Raw genomic sequence first — 17970 nt, 5'->3', positions numbered from 1 at the left:
GGGGGGGGGGGGGGGGGTGGGGGGGTGTGAGGGGGGAGGGGGAGGGGGGAGGAGGGCTGGTGCGGGGTGGGTGGGGGTTCGCGCCGGGCCCTTTTTCGCCCCCGCCGCCCCTACCCGTCCCATCCCCAGGGGCGCTGCCCCTTCGGCCCCGCCAGGGGGCTCCGCCCCCTGGACCCCCGTCGGCCCTGAAAGGGCCTCGTCCTCAAACGCCGGACGGGCTGGATGGTGTGGGCCGGGGCTTCAGCCTGCTCCTCAAAATGAGTGACCCCTCTGCGCGGCACCCTTGTTCCCCGGGATGAGCGCGTTTCTCTGATCGCATGATCAGCAGACGTATCGCATATCGAAGCGTGGCCGTGGTGATCGTCGCCGCCGGCCTCCTCCCCGTCGGTGTCGCCGCGGCCGCGCCCCCGCCCCCTGCTGCCGGGCCCGAGGCCGAGCTGGTGCCCGGGGTTTATCAGCCCTGGCAGATCGATACTCCGGATCAGGTGCTGGCGCCGAAGGTGTACACACCCAGTGCCGCCGAGGATGCCGTCGAGCCGGCCGACGCCGCCGTGGGGGCGTACGACCTGGTCGAGTACGTGCCGCTGCGGGACGCCGTCGAGCGGGTGGCGTGCACCAAGTCGACCGGGCCTTTTCAGCGGCAGGTCGAGAAGTGGCTGAAGCGGAAGGTGGACGGGAAGCAGTCGGCCGCCGACTGCAAGGCCATCCGCGCTTTTCAGAAGAAGCAGAAGATCACGCCCGCCATCGGGTTCGCGGGTCCCGTCACCTGGGCTCGGATGCAGTACTTGTCGGCCCGTGCCAATCCCAACGCGGCCAAGAAGTGCCCCGTGCGCTCCTACCGCGTCGCCTGCGTCGATCTCACCCGGCAGATCACCTGGGTGCAGAAGGGGAAGAAGGTCGTCTACGGGCCCGTCCCCATGCGGAGCGGGCGGACCGCGTACCCGACCCGGGGCGGCTGGCACAAGATCTACTGGAAGCACAAGAACCACGTCTCGACGCTGTACCACCAGCCCATGCCCTACGCGCAGTTCTTCGACGGCGGCCAGGCCTTCCACGCCGTCTACGGTTCCATCTTCACCACCGTCGGCTCCATGGGCTGCGTCAACCTGCGCATCGGTGACGCCCGGAAACTGTGGGGCGTGCTGAAGACCGGCGACCGGGTGTTCGTGTGGGGGCGGCGGTCCGGGACGTAGGCGTACGAAGGGGTGTCCGACCCCTCTGAGACACTGGGGGCGCCATGAGTGAGACAGCTGCCCAGTCGAGCGCGCCCCTGCGGGCCCGCGCCGAGATCGATCTGGCCGCCCTGCGGGCCAACGTGCGGACCCTGCGCGCCCTCGCGCCGGGTGCGGCCCTGATGGCCGTGGTCAAGTCCGACGCGTACGGCCACGGGGCGGTGCCCTGCGCCCGCGCGGCCGTCGAGGCGGGGGCGGAGTGGCTGGGTACCGCCACGCCCGAGGAAGCCCTCGCGCTGCGCGCCGCCGGGATCGACGACGTGCGGATCATGTGCTGGCTCTGGACGCCCGGCGGGCCCTGGCGGGAGGCCGTCGAGGCCGATCTCGACGTGTCCGTGAGCGGGATGTGGGCGCTGCGGGAGGTCGTCGATGCCGCCCGTGCGGTGGGGAAGACCGCGCGGGTGCAGCTCAAGGGCGACACCGGGCTCGGGCGCAACGGCTGTCAGCCGGGTGCCGACTGGGCCGAGCTGGTCTCCGAGGCGCTGCGTGCCGAGGCCGACGGGGTCGTCCGGATCACCGGGCTCTGGTCGCACTTCGCCTGCGCCGACGAACCCGGGCATCCTTCCATCGCCGCCCAGCTCTCGACGTTCCGGGAGATGCTGTCGTACGCCGAGCGGGCCGGCGTCCGCCCCGAGGTGCGGCACATCGCCAACTCGCCCGCCACGCTGACCCTTCCCGAGGCCCACTTCGACCTGGTGCGCACCGGCGTCGCCGTCTACGGCATCTCGCCCAGCCCCGAGATCGGCAGCTCGGCCGACCTCGGACTGCGGCCGGTGATGACGCTCACCGCGTCCGTGGCGCTGGTCAAGCGGGTGCCGGGCGGACACGGGGTCAGCTACGGGCATCACTACGTCACCCCGGGCGAGACCACCCTCGGGCTCGTCCCGGTCGGGTACGCGGACGGCATCCCGCGGCATGCCTCCGGCACCGGCCCGGTGCTGGTCGGCGGGAAGTGGCGGACGGTGGCCGGGCGGGTGGCCATGGACCAGTTCGTCGTCGACCTGGGGGGTGACGAGCCCGCCGTCGGCAGCGAGGCCGTGCTCTTCGGGCCCGGCGACCGCGGCGAGCCCACCGCCGAGGACTGGGCGCAGGCGGCGGGGACCATCGCGTACGAGATCGTCACCCGGATCGGAACGCGCGTTCCCCGCGTCTATGTGAATGAGGGACAAGCTGGGTAACCGGCCCGGTAGTGGCCACCAGCCCAGCAACCAGTAGCCCGGTGAAGAGGAGCGGTACGTGAGCGAGAGCAGTGCGGAGGCCGCCCTGGCCGTCGCCTCCGCCACGGGGGCGGCCGGCAACTGGCGCCGGGCGACCGGGATCGCCGGGGCCGCGATAGGGGTGGTCGCGGCGGGGGCCGCGGCCGGTGTCGCCCTGGAGCGGATGACCGTCGGACGCGGGATGCGCAAGAAGGCGCGGCTCGCCCTGGACTCGGCGGGGCCGTACGGCTCGCTGCGCGGGATGCCGGGCAAGGCGTACGCCGACGACGGCACCGAGTTGTACTACGAGGTCGACGACGTGGAGCCGGAGGGCGGGTCCGCGCCGCGCCGGCGACGGCTGTTCGGACGGAAGGCGCCGCTGCCGGTCACCGTCGTCTTCAGCCACGGCTACTGCCTGAGCCAGGACTCCTGGCACTTCCAGCGGGCCGCGCTGCGCGGGGTCGTGCGGACCGTGCACTGGGACCAGCGCAGTCACGGGCGGTCCGGGCGCGGGGTGCGGCAGGTGCAGGACGACGTGCCGGTCGACATCGACCAGCTCGGGCGCGATCTGAAGGCCGTCATCGACGCGGCCGCGCCCGAGGGGCCGCTCGTGCTCGTCGGGCACTCCATGGGCGGGATGACCGTCATGGCGCTCGCCGACCAGTACCCGGAGCTCATCCGGGAGCGGGTCGTCGCCGTCGCTCTGGTGGGGACGTCCTCCGGGCGGCTCGGCGAGGTCAACTTCGGGTTGCCCGTCGCGGGTGTGAATGCGGTACGACGTGTGCTGCCGGGGCTGCTGAAGGCGCTGGGGCAGCGGGCCGAGCTGGTGGAGAAGGGGCGGCAGGCCACCGCGGACCTGTTCGCCGGGATCATCAAGCGCTACTCGTTCGCCTCGCGGGACGTCGACCCGGCCGTCGCGCGGTTCGCCGAGCGGATGATCGAGGCCACGCCGATCGACGTGGTCGCCGAGTTCTACCCGGCCTTCACCGACCACGACAAGACCGAGGCGCTCGCCCACTTCAGGGACCTGCCGGTGCTCGTGCTGGCCGGGATCGGGGACCTCGTCACGCCCAGCGAGCACAGTGAGGCCATCGCCGGGCTGCTGCCGGACGCCGAGCTGGTGCTGGTGCCGGACGCGGGGCATCTGGTGATGCTGGAGCACCCGGAAGTCGTCACGGACCGTCTCGCCGACCTCCTCACCCGCGCGGGGGCCGTGCCGGCAGGGGCTACGGTTGGCGGTTATGGAAGCAGTACCGCACAGCCCGGTTGAGACCGAGCTGACCGTCACCTCCCCCGAGCAGATGCGCGAGCTGGGCCGGAAGCTGGCCAAGCTGCTGCGGGCCGGGGATCTCGTGATGCTCAGCGGGGAGCTCGGCGCGGGCAAGACGACGCTGACCCGGGGTCTGGGCGAGGGGCTCGGGGTGCGTGGGGCCGTCACGTCCCCGACCTTCGTGATCGCCCGGGTCCACCCGTCCCTCGGTGACGGTCCGCCGCTTGTTCATGTGGACGCCTACCGGCTGGGCGGCGGGCTCGACGAGATGGAGGACCTCGACCTCGACGTCTCGCTGCCCGACTCGGTGATCGTCGTGGAGTGGGGCGAGGGCAAGGTCGAGGAGCTGACCGACGACCGGTTGCAGGTCCAGATCCACCGCGCGGTCGGTGACACCACCGACGAGGTGCGGCACGTGACGCTGACGGGGCTTGGCGAGCGCTGGGCGGCGGCCGACCTGAGCGTGCTCACCGCCTGATCGCACAGGCGCCGATTTCGGTGAACGTTCCGACAAGACGTCGGCAAGATATTGCTTTCGGCGTCTTGTGCGTGGTCACATGGTACCCAGTTCGTAGTTAGGTCTACCTAACCACGTCCGCCCCCGGTGCTCAGGAGGCGACCATGTCGGCCACGGAACGAGACGAGTCGACGCCGCGCGCGGTGTCCGCGGTACCCATGCGCGACCTGCTGGCGGCCTGCGCCGCGGCGAACGCGATCTCGACCCCACCCCGCGTGCCAGACCCCGAGACGGTCGAGAGAACACGGCACCGCGAAGCCGCCTAGCGGATCACGATCACCTTCTTGCCGATCGTCGCGAAGGTCCACATCGCGGCGCCGTCCTCGCGGGTCTCCCGGATGCCGCCCGTCTTCACCGTGGGGTCGGGGGGTGCGGTGGCGGGGGCGACGGCCGCGCTGAAGCCGATCGTGACGCTGCCGACGGTGGCGAAGCGGACGACGTGCTCGATGGGGGTGCCGTCGGTGCCGGTGACCGTGTTCGAGCGGGACGTGACCCAGTAGGTGCCCGGCGCCGGGTCGACCGTGCCGGGGGTGACCTCGAAGGTCCGCCTGACCTTGTTGCCCGCCGCGACCAGCCAGACCCGGTCGTCGTCCACCGAGTACACGACCCGTTCACCCGTTCCGGAACCGGCCGGCAGGGCGGAGGGGTGACGGGTGTCCCGGGGCGCCTTGGCGGCGGCGACATCGGTGGTGGCGCTCGTGTGCGGCCGCCCGAGCGTCGCGGGCACGGTCGCCGAGGCCTGATAGGCGAGGACCCCGACCGTGACGAGGGCCGCGGCGGTCAAACCGGTGACGATTCCGGCGGAAGTGCTGGGCACGGTCGTCCACCTCTTTGTCGTACGCAGTGATCCTTCGCGACGTTAGCAGTCAGGGGGCGGCTCACCGGGGCGGCGATGTGCGCGGCGCGGGAGCCGTAGGCTGTTTGCGTGCTCTTGCTCGCTCTGGATACCGCCACCCCCGCCGTCACCGTCGCCCTGCACGACGGCACGGACGTCATCGCCTCCTCGAGCCAGGTGGACGCGCGCCGGCACGGCGAGCTGCTGCTGCCGGCCGTCGACCGCGTCCTCGCCGAGGCCGGCCTGAAGCTCGACGCCGTCACCGGCATCGTCGTAGGGATCGGACCCGGCCCCTACACCGGGCTGCGGGTCGGACTGATGACCGCCGACACCTTCGGCCTCGCGCTCGGCGTCCCCGTGCACGGCGTGTGCACGCTGGACGGGCTCGCGTACGCCACGGACGTCGAGGGCCCCTTCGTCGTGGCGACCGACGCCCGGCGCAAGGAGGTCTACTGGGCGCGCTACGACGACCGCCGCACCCGGGTCACCGACCCCGCCGTGGACCGGCCCGCCGACATCGCCGAGCAGGTCGCCGGGGTGCCCGCCGTGGGCGCCGGCGCGCTGCTCTACCCGGACACCTTCCCGGACGCCCGCGCGCCCGAGCACGTCTCGGCCGCCGCCCTCGCCGCGCTGGCCGCCGAGCGGCTCGCCGCGGGCGCGGAACTCCCGGCGCCCCGGCCGCTGTACCTGCGCCGGCCCGACGCCCAGGTCCCCAAGAACTACAAGGTGGTCACCCCCAAGTGACAGCGGCACTGCGTGAGATGCGCTGGTGGGACATCGATCCGGTGCTGGAGCTGGAGAAGGACCTCTTCCCCGAGGACGCCTGGTCGCGGGGCATGTTCTGGTCCGAGCTGGCCCATGCGCGCGGCGCCACGGCGACCCGCCGGTACCTGGTCGCCGAGGAGGACGGACGGCTCGTCGGGTACGCCGGACTCGCCTCCTCCGGCGAGCTGGCCGACGTGCAGACCATCGCCGTCGCCCGCGACCACTGGGGCACCGGGCTCGGCGGGCGGCTGCTGACCGAACTGCTCCAGGCGGCCACCGCGTTCGAGTGCGCCGAGGTGATGCTGGAGTGCCGGGTCGACAACGTCCGCGCGCAGAAGCTGTACGAGCGCTTCGGCTTCGAGCCCATCGGCTTCCGTCGCGGCTACTACCAGCCGGGCAACGTGGACGCCCTCGTGATGCGCCTGATCATCGACCCTGCGAGTGAAGAGAAGAACCATGGCTGACGAACCACTCGTCCTCGGCATCGAGACCTCCTGCGACGAGACCGGCGTCGGCATCGTCCGCGGCACCACCCTGCTCGCCGACGCCGTCGCCTCCAGCGTCGACGAGCACGCCCGCTTCGGCGGGGTCGTGCCGGAGGTCGCCTCCCGGGCCCATCTGGAGGCGATGGTGCCGACCATCGAGCGCGCGCTGAAGGACGCGGGGGTGAGCGCGAAGGACCTCGACGGCATCGCCGTCACCGCCGGTCCCGGTCTCGCCGGTGCCCTGCTGGTCGGTGTCTCTGCCGCCAAGGCGTACGCCTACGCCCTCGGCAAGCCCCTCTACGGCGTCAACCACCTCGCCTCCCACATCTGCGTGGACCAGCTGGAGCACGGGGCGCTTCCCGAGCCGACGATGGCCCTGCTGGTGAGCGGCGGCCACTCGTCGCTGCTGCTGTCCACGGACATCACGACGGACGTACGGCCGCTCGGCGCGACCATCGACGACGCGGCCGGCGAGGCCTTCGACAAGATCGCCCGCGTCCTCAACCTCGGCTTCCCCGGCGGCCCGGTCATCGACCGGTACGCCAAGGAGGGCGACCCGGACGCGATCGCCTTCCCGCGCGGTCTGACCGGGCCGCGCGACCCGGCGTACGACTTCTCCTTCTCCGGGCTGAAGACGGCGGTCGCCCGCTGGATCGAGGCGAAGCGGGCGGCCGGTGAGGAGGTGCCGGTGCGCGATGTGTCGGCGTCCTTCCAGGAGGCGGTCGTCGACGTCCTGACCCGCAAGGCCGTGCGGGCCTGCAAGGACGAGGGCGTCGACCACCTGATGATCGGCGGCGGCGTCGCGGCCAACTCCCGGCTGCGGGCGCTGGCCCAGGAGCGCTGCGAGGCGGCCGGCATCCGGCTGCGGGTGCCGCGGCCCAAGCTGTGCACGGACAACGGGGCGATGGTGGCCGCGCTCGGCGCCGAGATGGTGGCCCGCAACCGGCCTGCCTCCAGCTGGGACCTGTCGGCGGACTCCTCGCTGCCGGTGACCGACCCGCATGTCCCGGGCCACGACCACGTCCACGAGGTCAGCAAGGAGAACCTGTACTCGTGACGGTCGCGTTGATGTGGGAGGCGCGGGCCGTCGAGGGGCGGGGCGCGGAACTGCTGGCGTGGGCGCGGGCGCAGGAGCTGGCGGTGCCTCCGCTGCGCCGGGAGACGTTCCGGGCGCCGCAGGACCGGGTGCTGGTCATCACGTGGTGGGACGCGGAGTTCGACGCCGTACTGCCCGAACTGCCTGAGCCGGACGGGGAGTTGGTGACTCGGGCCGTGCATCGGTGGCGGTTCGAGACGGTGGGCTAAACGCGCGGGGTGGACAGGGCCCAGGCCGAGGTCGACAGGGTCGCCCACGCGAGGGTGTGGCCGACCACGGAGAGCAGGGTGCCGTCGCCCATGAAGAAGCCCGCGGCGAAGCCGAAGGCGGCGCCGAACGCCGTTGCCGGCCAGACCGGCCGCCACCAGGCGTGGGCGGGGCGTACGACGGTGCCGGCGGGGACGATGAAGGAGTCCCCGAGGTCGCCGCGGACGGTCTGGGGGTCGGCGAAGGTGAGGCGGGCCGGTTCCCGGCGCCGTAGCCGGCCCACCGGGACCAGACGGGTGCCGTCCGGCAGCACCACCACGGCCGTGCGACCGCCGTGGACCGTCACCGGGACGCGGCCCGGGTGCTCGTCGAGCGCCGGGTGCCACATCACGCGCTGCCGGCGCGGGCCGTCCAGGACCAGCCAGAACGTCTCCGCGCTCAGCCAAGGGAGGGTCTGGTCGCGCTCCCCGATCCGGATCCGGGCCGTCATGGGGCGGCCGGGGCGGCGGGCCGCGAGGCGGAAGACCAGGCCGCGGCGGGCCCAGGCGATCCAGAGAGCGACGGCTACGAGCCCGGCGAAGAAGGCGGAGAAGGCGAGGCCGTCCTCGTCGAGACGCTTCGGCTCGTGCCTGCGGTAGTCGTAGAAGTGACCTCTGGGGTTCGTCTCGGTCGGGTCGTACTCGACAGGGAACGCGCCGTATTTGCGGTACGGCCGGCCGTCGGCGGGCGGGGTGACGGGCTGGACGTGTTCATGCCCCGCCTCGTCGGTCCAGCTGACGCGGACGTCTTCGGTGGCGGAGGCGTCTTCCACGATCCGACCGAGGGACATCGCGGTGTGCTCACGGTAGTGGTCGATGGCCCAGTCATTGACGTACGCGTTCCCGACCAGCCACGCGACCAGCAGGGCGTACCCCACGAGCGTGACGGTCAGGCCGAACAGGGCCACGCGGAGGGCCGGGCGTCTCGGGGTGGTCATACGGCGGCCTCCCGCTGGGCCAGGAGGGCACGGACGGGCGCGGGGTCGTCGCCGTCCAGCGCGGCGGTCAGGGTGTCGCCGATGTCGAGGGTCGTGCCGTCGGGTGCGGTGAGCACGCTGGTACGCCAGCGGCTCGCGTGGGTCCAGCCCGCCGCGCGCAGGGCCTCGGTGACGGGCGGGATCATGGCGTCGGCCAGCGCGTCCCGGGCGAACGTGCGGCGTACGGAGGCAGGGACCTGACGTATCCGGGGTTCGACGCGACGGGCGAGGCGGGGCCAGGTACCGGCGGCGACGGCGTCCAGGGCGGCCTCCAGGGCCTCGGTGGACCGCAGGTGCCCGGGTCCCTCGGCGTGGAGGAGTTCGCGGAGGCGGTCGGCGGGGAGGGCGAGGAGGCTGACCGGATGTGGCTGCTCGGCCTTGCCGCGTCTCGGACGGCGGCGCTTGCGTGCGGTGTGCTGCGCGAGAAGCTGCTCCACACACCAGCGCTCCAACGCGCCGGCGGTCCGCAGGGGGAGCGGTTCCTCGCCGTGCGGCGTGATGGCGGCCGTGACTGGTGCCTCGGTCTGCGGCTCCTTGCTGTGCGGCGTGATGGCAGCTGTGAGCGTTGCCTCGGCGTGCGGCGTGATGGCGGCCGTGTCCGTTGCCTCGGCGTGCGGTTCCTCGCCGTACGGCGTGACGGCGGCCGTGACCGTCGCCGCGGCCTGCGGCTTCTCGGCGTACGGCGTTATGGCGGCCGTGACCGTTGCCTCGGTCCGCGGCTTCTCGTCGTACGGCCTGACCGCGACCGGGGCCGTCTCCGCCAGCGCTGTCAGGCGGGCGGTGATCGGGGGGTGGTCGGCGGTGGCGTACGGGTCCGCGGCCTCCCGTTCCGCGGCGACGCCGGCGGCGCGGACGGCTACGTGTGGGTCCTGGGTCGCCGTGTCGAGGGCGGCGTAGAAGTCCTGCGGGTACGTGCCGTTCTGGGCCAGGGCGGACCACCAGTGGCGGCCGAGGCCGTTGAACACCGCGTCCAGCAGGGCGGTCCGTTCGAGGGCCGTGGTGGTTGCCCGGGTGCTCGTGACGCGGGCGGCGTCGGCGTCCGCGTCCGTCTCTGTCCGCCAGGCCCGGGGCTGGGTGGCCCGCAGGAGCGGGGTGGCCACGGGGGCCAGTGGGCGGAGGCGGGGGGCGAGCCAGGCTTCGAGGAGGTGGCGGGAGCGGAGCAGCCAGGCGGTGCGGCGGTGGGCCACGTGTTGTTCGTGGGCCAGCTCGTGCGCGACCACGGCCGCCAGTTCGTCGGCGGTCAGCGTCCGGAGCAGGGGCAGGCCGAGGACCAGGACGTAGGCGCGGACGCCGGAGACCTTCGCCCGGTGCAGGGAGGCCGCCACCTCGGGGACCACCCGCACCAGCAGTGGTTCGCGGAAGCTGAGCCGTTCCGCGACGTCCCGCACCAGCGTGGCCAGTTCGGGTTCGTCGCGGGGCCGTACCGCCCGGCCGGGGAGCCGGTGGAAGGCGGCGACGGCACCGAAGACGGCGATCAGCACGAACACGACCGGCATCAGGGCGTCCCCGGGCGTGCCCCAGCGCGCGGCCGCGAGCGGCACCGCGACCGCCACGGCCAGCGGCGGCAGCACGGCCAGCGCCAGCATGGCCGTGATCAGCGACCACTCCCGGGCGGGCCCGGCTCCCTGTGCGTTCATGGCATCCCCCGTCGCCCACCCTCTGAGGCGTCGGCGGATTCTGGCACAGGGAACCGGTGTTCGGACCCTTCCGTGATCAGGCCGTTTCCGGCTCCTCCTGTTCGACTTCCGTCTCGCAGCGCAGCCTGCGGTCCGTGCCCAGCTCGCGTACCGGGCCGGTGAGCGTCAGCCGGGCGGTGTGCCGTACGTCCGCGCTGGAGGCCGCCAACCGCAGCTCCAGGGCGCCGGGTTCGACGATCCGCCGGCCCTTGCGGTCGGTGAACGCCGAGTGGTCGGCGTGGAAGCGGAAGGTCACACGGGCTGAAGCTCCGGGGGCGAGTTCCAGGCGCTGGTAGCCGATCAGGCGGACGTCCGGGCGGGTCACCGAGGCCACCGGGTCGTGCAGGTACAGCTGGACGACCTCGGCACCCTCGCGGTCGCCGGTGTTGCGGACGGCGACGCTCACGTCGTACGAACCGTCGGTCGTGATCTCCGCCTCGGCCGCGTCCGACTCCCACGCGAACGTCGTGTACGAGCGGCCGTGCCCGAAGGGGTACAGCGGGGTCGGGTCCAGGTTGCTGACCTCGCCCGCGAGGCCCAGCGGGGGCTGGAGGTAGGTCCAGGGCTGGCCTCCCGGCTCCTGCGGGACGCTGACCGGCAGCCGTCCGGACGGGTTGACGCGGCCCGACAGCACTCCCGCGACCGCCGGGCCGCCCTCCTCTCCCGGGAAGAAGGCCTGCACGGACGCGGCCAGCCGGCCCTGCCAGCGGCCGAGCGCGTACGGCCTCCCGGTCAGGAGAACGAGGACGACGGGCACCCCGGTGGCGACCAGCGCGTCCAGCAACTCGCCCTGCACGCCCGGCAGTCGCAGGTCGGTTGCGTCGCAGCCCTCGCCCGAGGTGCCCCGGCCGAACAGGCCCGCGCGGTCGCCGAGGACGGCCACGCAGACGTCCGCCTCCGCGGCCCGCGCCACCGCCTCCTCGAAGCCGCCGGTGTCGGGGGTGTCGACCCCGCAGCCCTCGGCGAACGTCACCTTGGCGTCCGGGAGTTCGGTGCGCAGCGCCTCCAGGACGGTCGGGATCTCGATGCCCATCGGGATGTCGGGGTGGTGGGTGAGGACGTGGGACGGGAAGGAGTAGCAGCCGAGCATCGCCAACGCGTCGGCCGCCCTCGGGCCCACGACCGCGATGCGGGTGTCGGGGGAGAGGGGGAGGACGCCGTCCGGGTTGTCCAGCAGGACCACGGACTCCTCGGCGAGGCGGCGGGCGAGCGCGCGGTTCGCCGTCGAGTCGAGGTCGATGCGGCCGGTGGGCTCGGGGGTCCAGTCCTCGTCCAGCAGGCCTAGTTCGCACTTCTGGAGCAGCACGCGGCGGGCGGCGCGGTCGATGAGCGCCTCCGGGATCTCGCCCGCCCGTACGGCCTCCAGCAGGGGTTTGCCGTAGCACTTCAGCGTGGGCAGTTCGACGTCGAGGCCCGCCGCGAGGGCCGCGTGGGCCGCCTCCGCCTCGGTGCCGGCGACCCGGTGCTGGCTCTGCAGGAAGCCGACGCCGAAGTAGTCGGCGACGACGGTGCCGGTGAACTCCCAGCGGTCCCGCAGGAGTTCGGTGAGCAGGCCGGGGTCGGCGGAGGCCGGGATGCCGTCGGTGTCGGTGTACGCGGCCATCACCGAGCGCGCCCCGCCCTCGCGCAGCGCCAGTTCGAACGGCGGCAGCGTCACGTCGGCGAACTCGCGCACCCCCGCCCGGACGGGCGCCAGGTTGCGGGCGCCCGCGGAGGAGGCGTACCCGGCGAAGTGCTTGAGCGTGGCGACCACGCCGGCCGACTCAAGGCCCCGGACGTAGGCGGCGCCGACCGTGCCGACCAGGTACGGGTCCTCGCCGATGGTCTCCTCGACCCGTCCCCAGCGCGGGTCGCGGACGACGTCCAGGACGGGGGCGAGGCCTTGATGCACGCCGACCGCGCGCAGGTCGTGGCCGATGTGCCGGGCCATCTCCTCCACCAGCGGCGGGTCGAAGGCGGCGCCCCAGGCGAGCGGGACCGGATAGGCGGTCGCCTGCCAGGCGGTGAAGCCGGCGAGGCATTCCTCGTGCGCGAGCGCGGGGATGCCGAAGCGGCCCGCCTCGGCGATACGGCGCTGGGCGCGGGCCAGAGCCTGCGCGCCCAGCGCCGGGTCCACGGGGGCGGTGCCGAAGGGGCGGGTGAGCTGGCCCAGACCGTGGGTGATCAGCTCGTCCCAGTCGTAGTCGGCGGTCATCTCGCGTTGCAGCGGGGCGACGCCGTCCCCGTCGGTGCTGGCGCCCACCCACACGCCGTACAGCTGGGCGGTCTTCTCCTCCAGGGTCATCCGGGAGAGGAGGTCGTCGACGCGGGCGGCGGCGGTCAGGGCGGGGTCACGCCAAGGCGCGGTGGTCATGAAACTCCTGTCGGGTCGAACGACCTCTCACGAAGGGCTCTCACGAACGTCTCTCGCGAATGTTTCGATGTGTAATCCGAATGTTTTGGGAACCTAGGCCGGTGAGAAGGGTTCGTCAAGAGGTCGTGCAGGGATACGATCGCCGCCATGACACCCCCGGAGCCCGGTGAAACCCGGACAGCAGGACGCTCGACGCAGACCGCGACGCTCGCCGAGATCGCCCGTGAGGCCGGCGTCTCGGCGCCGACTGTTTCGAAGGTCCTCAACGGACGGGCCGACGTCGCCCCGGCGACCCGTACCCGAGTGGAAGAACTGCTGCGCGCCCACGGCTATCGCCGACGACGGGCCGAGGCCAGCCGTTCCCCCCTCATCGACCTGGTCTTCCACGAACTGGAGAGCGCCTGGGCGATGGAGGTCATCCGGGGCGTGGAGAACGTGGCGCGGGACGCCGGGCTGAGCGTGGTGCTCAGCGAGAGCGCGGGCCGGCTCACGCCGGGGCGGACCTGGGCCGACCAGGTCGCCGCCCGCCGCCCGCACGGCGTCATCCTCGTCCTCTCCGGGCTCGACGAGTCCCAGCGCGCCCTGCTGACCAGCCGTTCCATCCCCTTCGTCGTCATGGACCCGGCCGGCGACCCCGGCGCCGACGTGCCGTCCATCGGCGCCACCAACTGGCAGGGCGGCCTCGCCGCCACCCGGCACCTGGTCGAACTCGGCCACACCCGGATCGGCGCCATCAGCGGCCCGTCCCGGATGATGTGCAGCCGGGCCCGTGTCGACGGCTACCGGGCCGCGCTGGAGACCGCCGGGCTGCCCGTCGACCCGGCACTGATCAAGAACGGCGACTTCCACCACGAGGCCGGCTACCGGCTGGGCCTGGACCTGCTGCGCCGCGAGGACCGGCCCACCGCCGTCTTCGCCGGGAACGACCTCCAGGCGCTCGGGCTGTACGAGGCCGCCCGTGAGCTGGGGCTGCGCATCCCGGAGGACCTGAGCGTCGTCGGGTTCGACGATCTGCCGGTCGCGCCCTGGGTGGGGCCGCCGCTGACGACCGTACGGCAGCCGCTCACCGAGATGGCCGAGGCGGCGGCGAAGCTGGTGCTCGACCTCGCGCGCGAGGAGGGGTCGCCCGCGGCGACGCGGGTGGAACTGGCGACGAGCCTGGTGGTGCGCAGCAGCACGGGGGCGCCTCCGGCCGTTTAGTGGACGGAACAGCTGTTGCTGTATTGACGGGTGTGCCGTGGCGGCCCACACTGCCCCGAAGCCAATCGGTTGTTCGACCGAAACTTTCGGAGGCACCCGCAATGAGATCTCTGAGAACCGGCTTATCCCTGGCGTCCCTTCTGGGGCTGCTGGGCACCCTCCTGCTCACGGCGCCCGCGGCGCACGCCGCCGACACCCCGCTGCGGGATCTCGGCACCGCCAAGGGCAAGGTCATCGGCACCGCGGTCACCGGGTCCAAGCTCACCGGGAGCTACGGCGACATCGCCGGGGCGCAGTTCAGTTCGCTGACCCCCGGCAACGCCATGAAGTGGGGCTCGGTCGAGCCGACCCGGGGCAGCTTCAACTGGGCCGAGGCCGACCAGATCGTGGACTTCGCCGAGGCCCACGGCCAGCAGGTGCGCGGCCACACCCTGGTCTGGCACAGCCAGAACCCGAGCTGGCTGACCAACGGCAGCTGGACCTCCGCCCAGCTCGGCACCCTCCTCGACGACCACATCGCCACCGAGGTCGGCCGCTACAAGGGCCGTATCGCCGCCTGGGACGTGGTCAACGAGCCGTTCAACGAGGACGGCACCTACCGCTCGACCCTCTGGTACAACGGCCTCGGCTCCGGCTACATCGCCCGGGCCCTGACCGCCGCCCGCGCCGCCGACCCGGCCGCGAAGCTGTACATCAACGACTACAACGTCGAGGGCGTCAACGCGAAGAGCACGGCGCTCTACAACCTGGTCAAGTCCCTGAAGGAACAGGGAGTTCCCATCGACGGGGTCGGTCTCCAGGCCCACCTCATCCTCGGCCAGGTGCCGTCCACGCTCCAGCAGAACATCCAGCGCTTCGCCGACCTCGGCGTGGACGTGGCGATCACCGAGCTGGACATCCGGATGGCGCTGCCCGCCGACACCGCCAAGCTCGCCCAGCAGAAGGCCGACTACAAGGCGGTGACGGCGGCCTGCGTGGCGGTGAGTCGCTGCGCCAACCTCACCGTCTGGGGCTTCACCGACTCCGACTCCTGGGTCGACAGCACCTTCCCGGGGTACGGGGCGGCGACCCCGTACGACGCCAACTACGCGCCGAAACCCGCCTACTACGGCATCGCGGAGGCGCTCGGCGGGACGACGACACCGCCTCCGACGGGCGCGTGCACGGCGACGTACAGCGTGCCGAGTCAGTGGAACACCGGGTTCACCGGGAACGTGACGATCTCCTGCTCGGGTGCCTCGCTGTCGTCCTGGAAGGTGACCTGGACGTACGGCGCCGGGCAGCAGATCACGCAGGCCTGGAACGCGACCTGCACCCAGTCCGGCGCGGCGGTCAGCTGCGTCAACGCCTCCTACAACGGGACCGTCCCGGACGGCGGTTCGGTGAGCTTCGGGTTCAACGCGAACTGGAGCGGGAGCAACCCGGTGCCGACGGTGACGCTGGGCTGAGAAAAGTGAGATTTTCCGAAGAAAGGCGGCCGGGGCAGTGCCCTCGTAATAATTCGGACTTACGTTCCTCTCCGTGAATGGAGAAGACGAAGGCAGACCAGTGGGCCGGCGGCGGACACGCATACTGAAAGCCGCCGGCCTCACTCTCGCGGGCGTACTGGTGGCCGGAGCCGCGGCGGGCGGCTGGGCGTACTGGCATCTGAACGGCAACATCAAGAGCGTCGACATCGACCAGGCGCTCGGCGACGACCGCCCGGCGAAGGCCACGGTGACGCCCTCTCCTTCCGCGTCCGAAAGTCCGCTGCCGACCGAGGCGCTCAACATCCTGGTCCTCGGCTCCGACTCGCGCAGCGGCAAGGAGAACCAGGCGCTCGGCGGCGGCGACAGCACCGGCGCCCGCTCCGACACGGCGATGGTCGTGCACCTCGACGCGGGCCGCACCGAGGCGACGGTGGTCAGCATCCCGCGCGACACGCTCGTCACCCGGCCGTCCTGCCCGCTGGAGGGCGGGGGTTCGACGGCGGTGGCGTACGGCGCGATGTTCAACAGCGCTTATTCGGTGGGCGGTCCGGCGTGCGCGGTCAAGACCGTCGAGTCGATCACGAACGTCCGCATGGACCACTACATCGAGATCGACTTCTCGGGATTCGCGAAGCTGGTGAACGCCCTCGGCGGCGTCACGGTCACCACGGACGAGGACATCGACGACTCCAGCAGCCACCTCACCCTGAAGGCCGGCACCCACCACCTCAACGGCAAGCAGGCCCTCGCGCTCGCCCGCACCCGGCACGGCATCGGCGACGGCAGCGACCTCGACCGCATAGGCCTCCAGCAGAAGCTGGTGAAGGCCCTGCTGGAACAGATCGCCTCGACGAACCTGCTCACCAGCCCCGCCCAGCTGTACAAGGTCGCCGACGCGATCACCGGCAGCCTCACCACCGACACCGGCCTCGACTCCCTCAGCGAGCTGATGAGCCTCGGCCAGAGTCTGAAGGGCCTGTCGGCGGACCAGGTGAAGACGGTGATGATGCCGGTCGTCCAGGCACCCTCGAACCACAACCGGGTGGTGGCGCAGGAGCCGGAGGCGAGCAGGCTGTGGAAGTCGCTGCGGTGACTACAACCCATGGACGGGGCGGTGAGTCTTGTGCGGTGACTGTGTCGCCGTGATGAGAGGGTCGCCCCGTGTTCTCCCTTCGTACATACGGCCGTTGGGCGGTGCCGCTGGCGGCCGGCCTCCTCTCGCTGGGCGCCCTGCCCACCACCGCCGAGGCCTCGGCTCCGGCGCCCGTCCGTGACGACTTCGACGGCGACGGCTACCAGGACCTCGCGGTCGGCGCCCCCGGCGGCACCGTGGGCGGACAGCCGGACGCGGGCTACGTCGTCGTCATGTACGGCGGCCCGCACGGCCTGACCAAGGACCGGCGGACGGTCATCAGCCGTGCCACGACCGGCGTCCCCGGCAGCCCCGCCAAGGGCGAGAAGTTCGGCATCCAGCTGACCAAGGGCGACCTGGACGGCGACGGCAGGGCGGACCTGGTCGTCGGCCACGTCTCCGCGACGCGGTCGGCCGTGGTGGTGTGGGGAGCGAAGGGCGGTTTGACGGGCGGTACGGCCCTGCCCGCGTCGACCACCCAGGCGGGCGACTTCGACGGCGACGGCAAGCTCGACCTCGCCCTGTTCAAGGGCGGCCGCGCCCAGGGCGACGACCCGCTCGGCACCACGGCGACGGTGTGGAAGGGCCCGCTGACCCGCACCGGCAGACCGGCCGCCGCGAGGGACCTCGACCCCGCGGGACTGCGGTACGTCGACGTCTGGGACGGCGCGACCGGCGACGTGAACGCCGACGGCCGCGACGAGCTCGCGCTCAAGGTGTACTGCGGCGACGGCAGTTACTGCACCCGCTTCTACGTCGGCTCGCCCACGGGCCCGGCTCCCGCGGCGGGCGGTACCTTCCCGGGCGGGGGCGGCGGCATGGCCATCGGCGACTTCGACGGCGACGGGTACGGAGACCTGGCGGTCGGCAACGCGCCGGACTCGTCGGTGACGGTGGCGGCGGGCTCGGCGTCGGGTCTCGCGCCGAGCAGCACGTGGCGCCGCTTCACCCAGGACACCCCCGGAGTGCCGGGGGCGTACGAGGACGTCGACTTCTTCGGCACCTCGGTGTCGGCCGCGGACATCAACGGCGACGGCCGCGCCGACCTGGCGGTGGGCGCGCCGGGCGAGGAGATCGGGTACGACGACGGCGCCGGCATCGTCGACGTCCTCTACGGCACGGAGGCCGGCCTGACCGGAACGGGCGCCCAGGCGTTCACGCAGAACACGGCCGGGGTGCCGGGGGCGGCGGAGCCGGGAGACGCTTTCGGCGGCGCGGTCCGGCTCCTGGACATCAACGGGAACGGGCACGCGGACCTGGCGGCTTCGGCCGTGGGGGAGAACTCCCGGGCGGGGGCGGTGTGGTCGCTGCGGGGACGCTCGACGGGGGTCGTGACGGACGCGGCGTTCGTGTTCGGGGCGCGGACGGTGGGGGCGCCGGATGCGAAGGCGGGCTTCGGGCGCGAGGTCGAATAAAAAAATCTCGAAGAAATCGCGGCGCGTGTGTCGATCCCCGTCCCGGTCGATCGACGCATGGTTGAGAGGCCGGGAAAGACCCCGGCCCCCGACCTCAGGAGCCACAG

The 17970-nt window shown here is 72.5% G+C and carries 17 protein-coding genes; 13 read left to right on the top strand and 4 right to left on the bottom strand.

Annotated elements, in window-relative coordinates; translation table 11 throughout:
- Positions 1 to 317 precede the first annotated feature (317 nt).
- The 5 genes from IQ210_RS26255 to IQ210_RS26235 all read left to right on the top strand — a co-directional run bounded on the left by IQ210_RS26255 (position 318) and on the right by IQ210_RS26235 (position 4481).
- Positions 318 to 1193: a L,D-transpeptidase family protein gene (locus tag IQ210_RS26255; RefSeq protein WP_194081564.1), complete on the top strand. Its 876-nt coding sequence runs from the start codon at positions 318 to 320 to the stop codon at positions 1191 to 1193.
- A gap of 44 nt (positions 1194 to 1237) precedes the next feature.
- Entirely contained in the window at positions 1238 to 2410 is a 1173-nt protein-coding gene (gene alr, locus IQ210_RS26250) for an alanine racemase (RefSeq protein WP_194081563.1), read from the top strand.
- A gap of 58 nt (positions 2411 to 2468) precedes the next feature.
- Complete coding sequence (locus tag IQ210_RS26245; RefSeq protein WP_194081562.1) at positions 2469 to 3698, top strand: alpha/beta fold hydrolase; 1230 nt, start codon at positions 2469 to 2471, stop codon at positions 3696 to 3698.
- Positions 3670 to 4176: a tRNA (adenosine(37)-N6)-threonylcarbamoyltransferase complex ATPase subunit type 1 TsaE gene (tsaE, locus tag IQ210_RS26240; RefSeq protein ID WP_194081561.1), complete on the top strand. Its 507-nt coding sequence runs from the start codon at positions 3670 to 3672 to the stop codon at positions 4174 to 4176. The genes IQ210_RS26245 and tsaE overlap by 29 nt, the downstream gene beginning before the upstream one ends.
- A gap of 143 nt (positions 4177 to 4319) precedes the next feature.
- The gene (locus IQ210_RS26235) at positions 4320 to 4481 is read left to right on the top strand and encodes a hypothetical protein (protein ID WP_194081560.1); all 162 of its coding nucleotides are present in this window, start codon (positions 4320 to 4322) and stop codon (positions 4479 to 4481) included.
- Here IQ210_RS26235 and IQ210_RS26230 read toward each other — a convergent pair.
- A complete protein-coding gene (locus tag IQ210_RS26230; protein WP_194081559.1) occupies positions 4478 to 5032 on the bottom strand; it encodes a hypothetical protein in 555 nt (184 codons plus the stop codon). The two genes, IQ210_RS26235 and IQ210_RS26230, sit on opposite strands and share 4 nt — an antisense overlap.
- A 108-nt stretch (positions 5033 to 5140) precedes the next feature.
- Between IQ210_RS26230 and tsaB the strand changes: the two genes are divergently transcribed.
- The 4 genes from tsaB to IQ210_RS26210 are packed head-to-tail and all read left to right on the top strand — an operon-like array spanning position 5141 to position 7605.
- A complete protein-coding gene (gene tsaB, locus IQ210_RS26225; RefSeq protein ID WP_194081558.1) occupies positions 5141 to 5794 on the top strand; it encodes a tRNA (adenosine(37)-N6)-threonylcarbamoyltransferase complex dimerization subunit type 1 TsaB in 654 nt (217 codons plus the stop codon).
- Positions 5795 to 5811: 17 nt separating this feature from the next.
- Entirely contained in the window at positions 5812 to 6279 is a 468-nt protein-coding gene (rimI, locus tag IQ210_RS26220) for a ribosomal protein S18-alanine N-acetyltransferase (RefSeq protein ID WP_194081595.1), read from the top strand.
- Positions 6272 to 7357, top strand: coding sequence for a tRNA (adenosine(37)-N6)-threonylcarbamoyltransferase complex transferase subunit TsaD (gene tsaD, locus IQ210_RS26215; protein ID WP_194081557.1), 1086 nt, complete (start codon positions 6272 to 6274; stop codon positions 7355 to 7357). The genes rimI and tsaD overlap by 8 nt, the downstream gene beginning before the upstream one ends.
- The gene (locus tag IQ210_RS26210; RefSeq protein ID WP_194081556.1) at positions 7354 to 7605 is read left to right on the top strand and encodes a hypothetical protein; all 252 of its coding nucleotides are present in this window, start codon (positions 7354 to 7356) and stop codon (positions 7603 to 7605) included. Before tsaD ends, IQ210_RS26210 begins: the two co-directional genes overlap by 4 nt.
- Here the strand turns inward: IQ210_RS26210 and IQ210_RS26205 are convergent.
- The 3 genes from IQ210_RS26205 to IQ210_RS26195 all read right to left on the bottom strand — a co-directional run bounded on the left by IQ210_RS26205 (position 7602) and on the right by IQ210_RS26195 (position 12647).
- Positions 7602 to 8579 carry a hypothetical protein gene (locus IQ210_RS26205; RefSeq protein WP_194081555.1) on the bottom strand — a complete coding sequence of 326 codons (978 nt, stop codon included), beginning with the start codon at positions 8577 to 8579 and terminating at the stop codon, positions 7602 to 7604. The genes IQ210_RS26210 and IQ210_RS26205 overlap by 4 nt on opposite strands.
- Entirely contained in the window at positions 8576 to 10255 is a 1680-nt protein-coding gene (locus IQ210_RS26200; RefSeq protein ID WP_194081554.1) for a M48 family metallopeptidase, read from the bottom strand. Before IQ210_RS26200 ends, IQ210_RS26205 begins: the two co-directional genes overlap by 4 nt.
- 76 nt (positions 10256 to 10331) lie before the next feature.
- Positions 10332 to 12647, bottom strand: a complete 2316-nt coding sequence (locus IQ210_RS26195; RefSeq protein ID WP_194081553.1) for a beta-xylosidase/alpha-l-arabinosidase — start codon at positions 12645 to 12647, stop codon at positions 10332 to 10334.
- Between the two features lie 147 nt (positions 12648 to 12794).
- Here IQ210_RS26195 and IQ210_RS26190 point away from each other — a divergent pair, with 147 nt between their 5' ends.
- The 4 genes from IQ210_RS26190 (at position 12795) to IQ210_RS26175 (ending at position 17863) form a co-directional block, all read left to right on the top strand.
- Positions 12795 to 13847: a LacI family DNA-binding transcriptional regulator gene (locus tag IQ210_RS26190; protein WP_194081552.1), complete on the top strand. Its 1053-nt coding sequence runs from the start codon at positions 12795 to 12797 to the stop codon at positions 13845 to 13847.
- A 101-nt stretch (positions 13848 to 13948) separates the two neighbouring features.
- Positions 13949 to 15295, top strand: coding sequence for an endo-1,4-beta-xylanase (locus tag IQ210_RS26185; protein ID WP_194081551.1), 1347 nt, complete (start codon positions 13949 to 13951; stop codon positions 15293 to 15295).
- Between the two features lie 121 nt (positions 15296 to 15416).
- A complete protein-coding gene (locus IQ210_RS26180; protein ID WP_194081594.1) occupies positions 15417 to 16409 on the top strand; it encodes an LCP family protein in 993 nt (330 codons plus the stop codon).
- Positions 16410 to 16477: 68 nt separating this feature from the next.
- Complete coding sequence (locus IQ210_RS26175) at positions 16478 to 17863, top strand: FG-GAP-like repeat-containing protein (protein WP_194081550.1); 1386 nt, start codon at positions 16478 to 16480, stop codon at positions 17861 to 17863.
- Positions 17864 to 17970 lie beyond the last annotated feature (107 nt).

The sequence above is a fragment of the Streptomyces justiciae genome (assembly GCF_015163075.1).
Classification (GTDB): Bacteria; Actinomycetota; Actinomycetes; order Streptomycetales; family Streptomycetaceae; genus Streptomyces; species Streptomyces justiciae.
This window is presented reverse-complemented; position numbering and strand designations above follow the sequence as displayed.

What these genes read in the sequence shown, in the direction of transcription:
- IQ210_RS26185 (WP_194081551.1), top strand. Translation starts at nt 13,949, where the DNA reads ATGAGATCTCTGAGAACCGGCTTATCCCTGGCGTCCCTTCTGGGGCTG.
- alr (WP_194081563.1), top strand. Translation starts at nt 1,238, where the DNA reads ATGAGTGAGACAGCTGCCCAGTCGAGCGCGCCCCTGCGGGCCCGCGCC.
- IQ210_RS26205 (WP_194081555.1), bottom strand. Translation starts at nt 8,579, where the DNA reads ATGACCACCCCGAGACGCCCGGCCCTCCGCGTGGCCCTGTTCGGCCTG.
- IQ210_RS26195 (WP_194081553.1), bottom strand. Translation starts at nt 12,647, where the DNA reads ATGACCACCGCGCCTTGGCGTGACCCCGCCCTGACCGCCGCCGCCCGC.
- IQ210_RS26190 (WP_194081552.1), top strand. Translation starts at nt 12,795, where the DNA reads ATGACACCCCCGGAGCCCGGTGAAACCCGGACAGCAGGACGCTCGACG.
- IQ210_RS26235 (WP_194081560.1), top strand. Translation starts at nt 4,320, where the DNA reads ATGTCGGCCACGGAACGAGACGAGTCGACGCCGCGCGCGGTGTCCGCG.
- tsaD (WP_194081557.1), top strand. Translation starts at nt 6,272, where the DNA reads ATGGCTGACGAACCACTCGTCCTCGGCATCGAGACCTCCTGCGACGAG.
- rimI (WP_194081595.1), top strand. Translation starts at nt 5,812, where the DNA reads ATGCGCTGGTGGGACATCGATCCGGTGCTGGAGCTGGAGAAGGACCTC.
- IQ210_RS26200 (WP_194081554.1), bottom strand. Translation starts at nt 10,255, where the DNA reads ATGAACGCACAGGGAGCCGGGCCCGCCCGGGAGTGGTCGCTGATCACG.
- IQ210_RS26255 (WP_194081564.1), top strand. Translation starts at nt 318, where the DNA reads ATGATCAGCAGACGTATCGCATATCGAAGCGTGGCCGTGGTGATCGTC.
- tsaE (WP_194081561.1), top strand. Translation starts at nt 3,670, where the DNA reads ATGGAAGCAGTACCGCACAGCCCGGTTGAGACCGAGCTGACCGTCACC.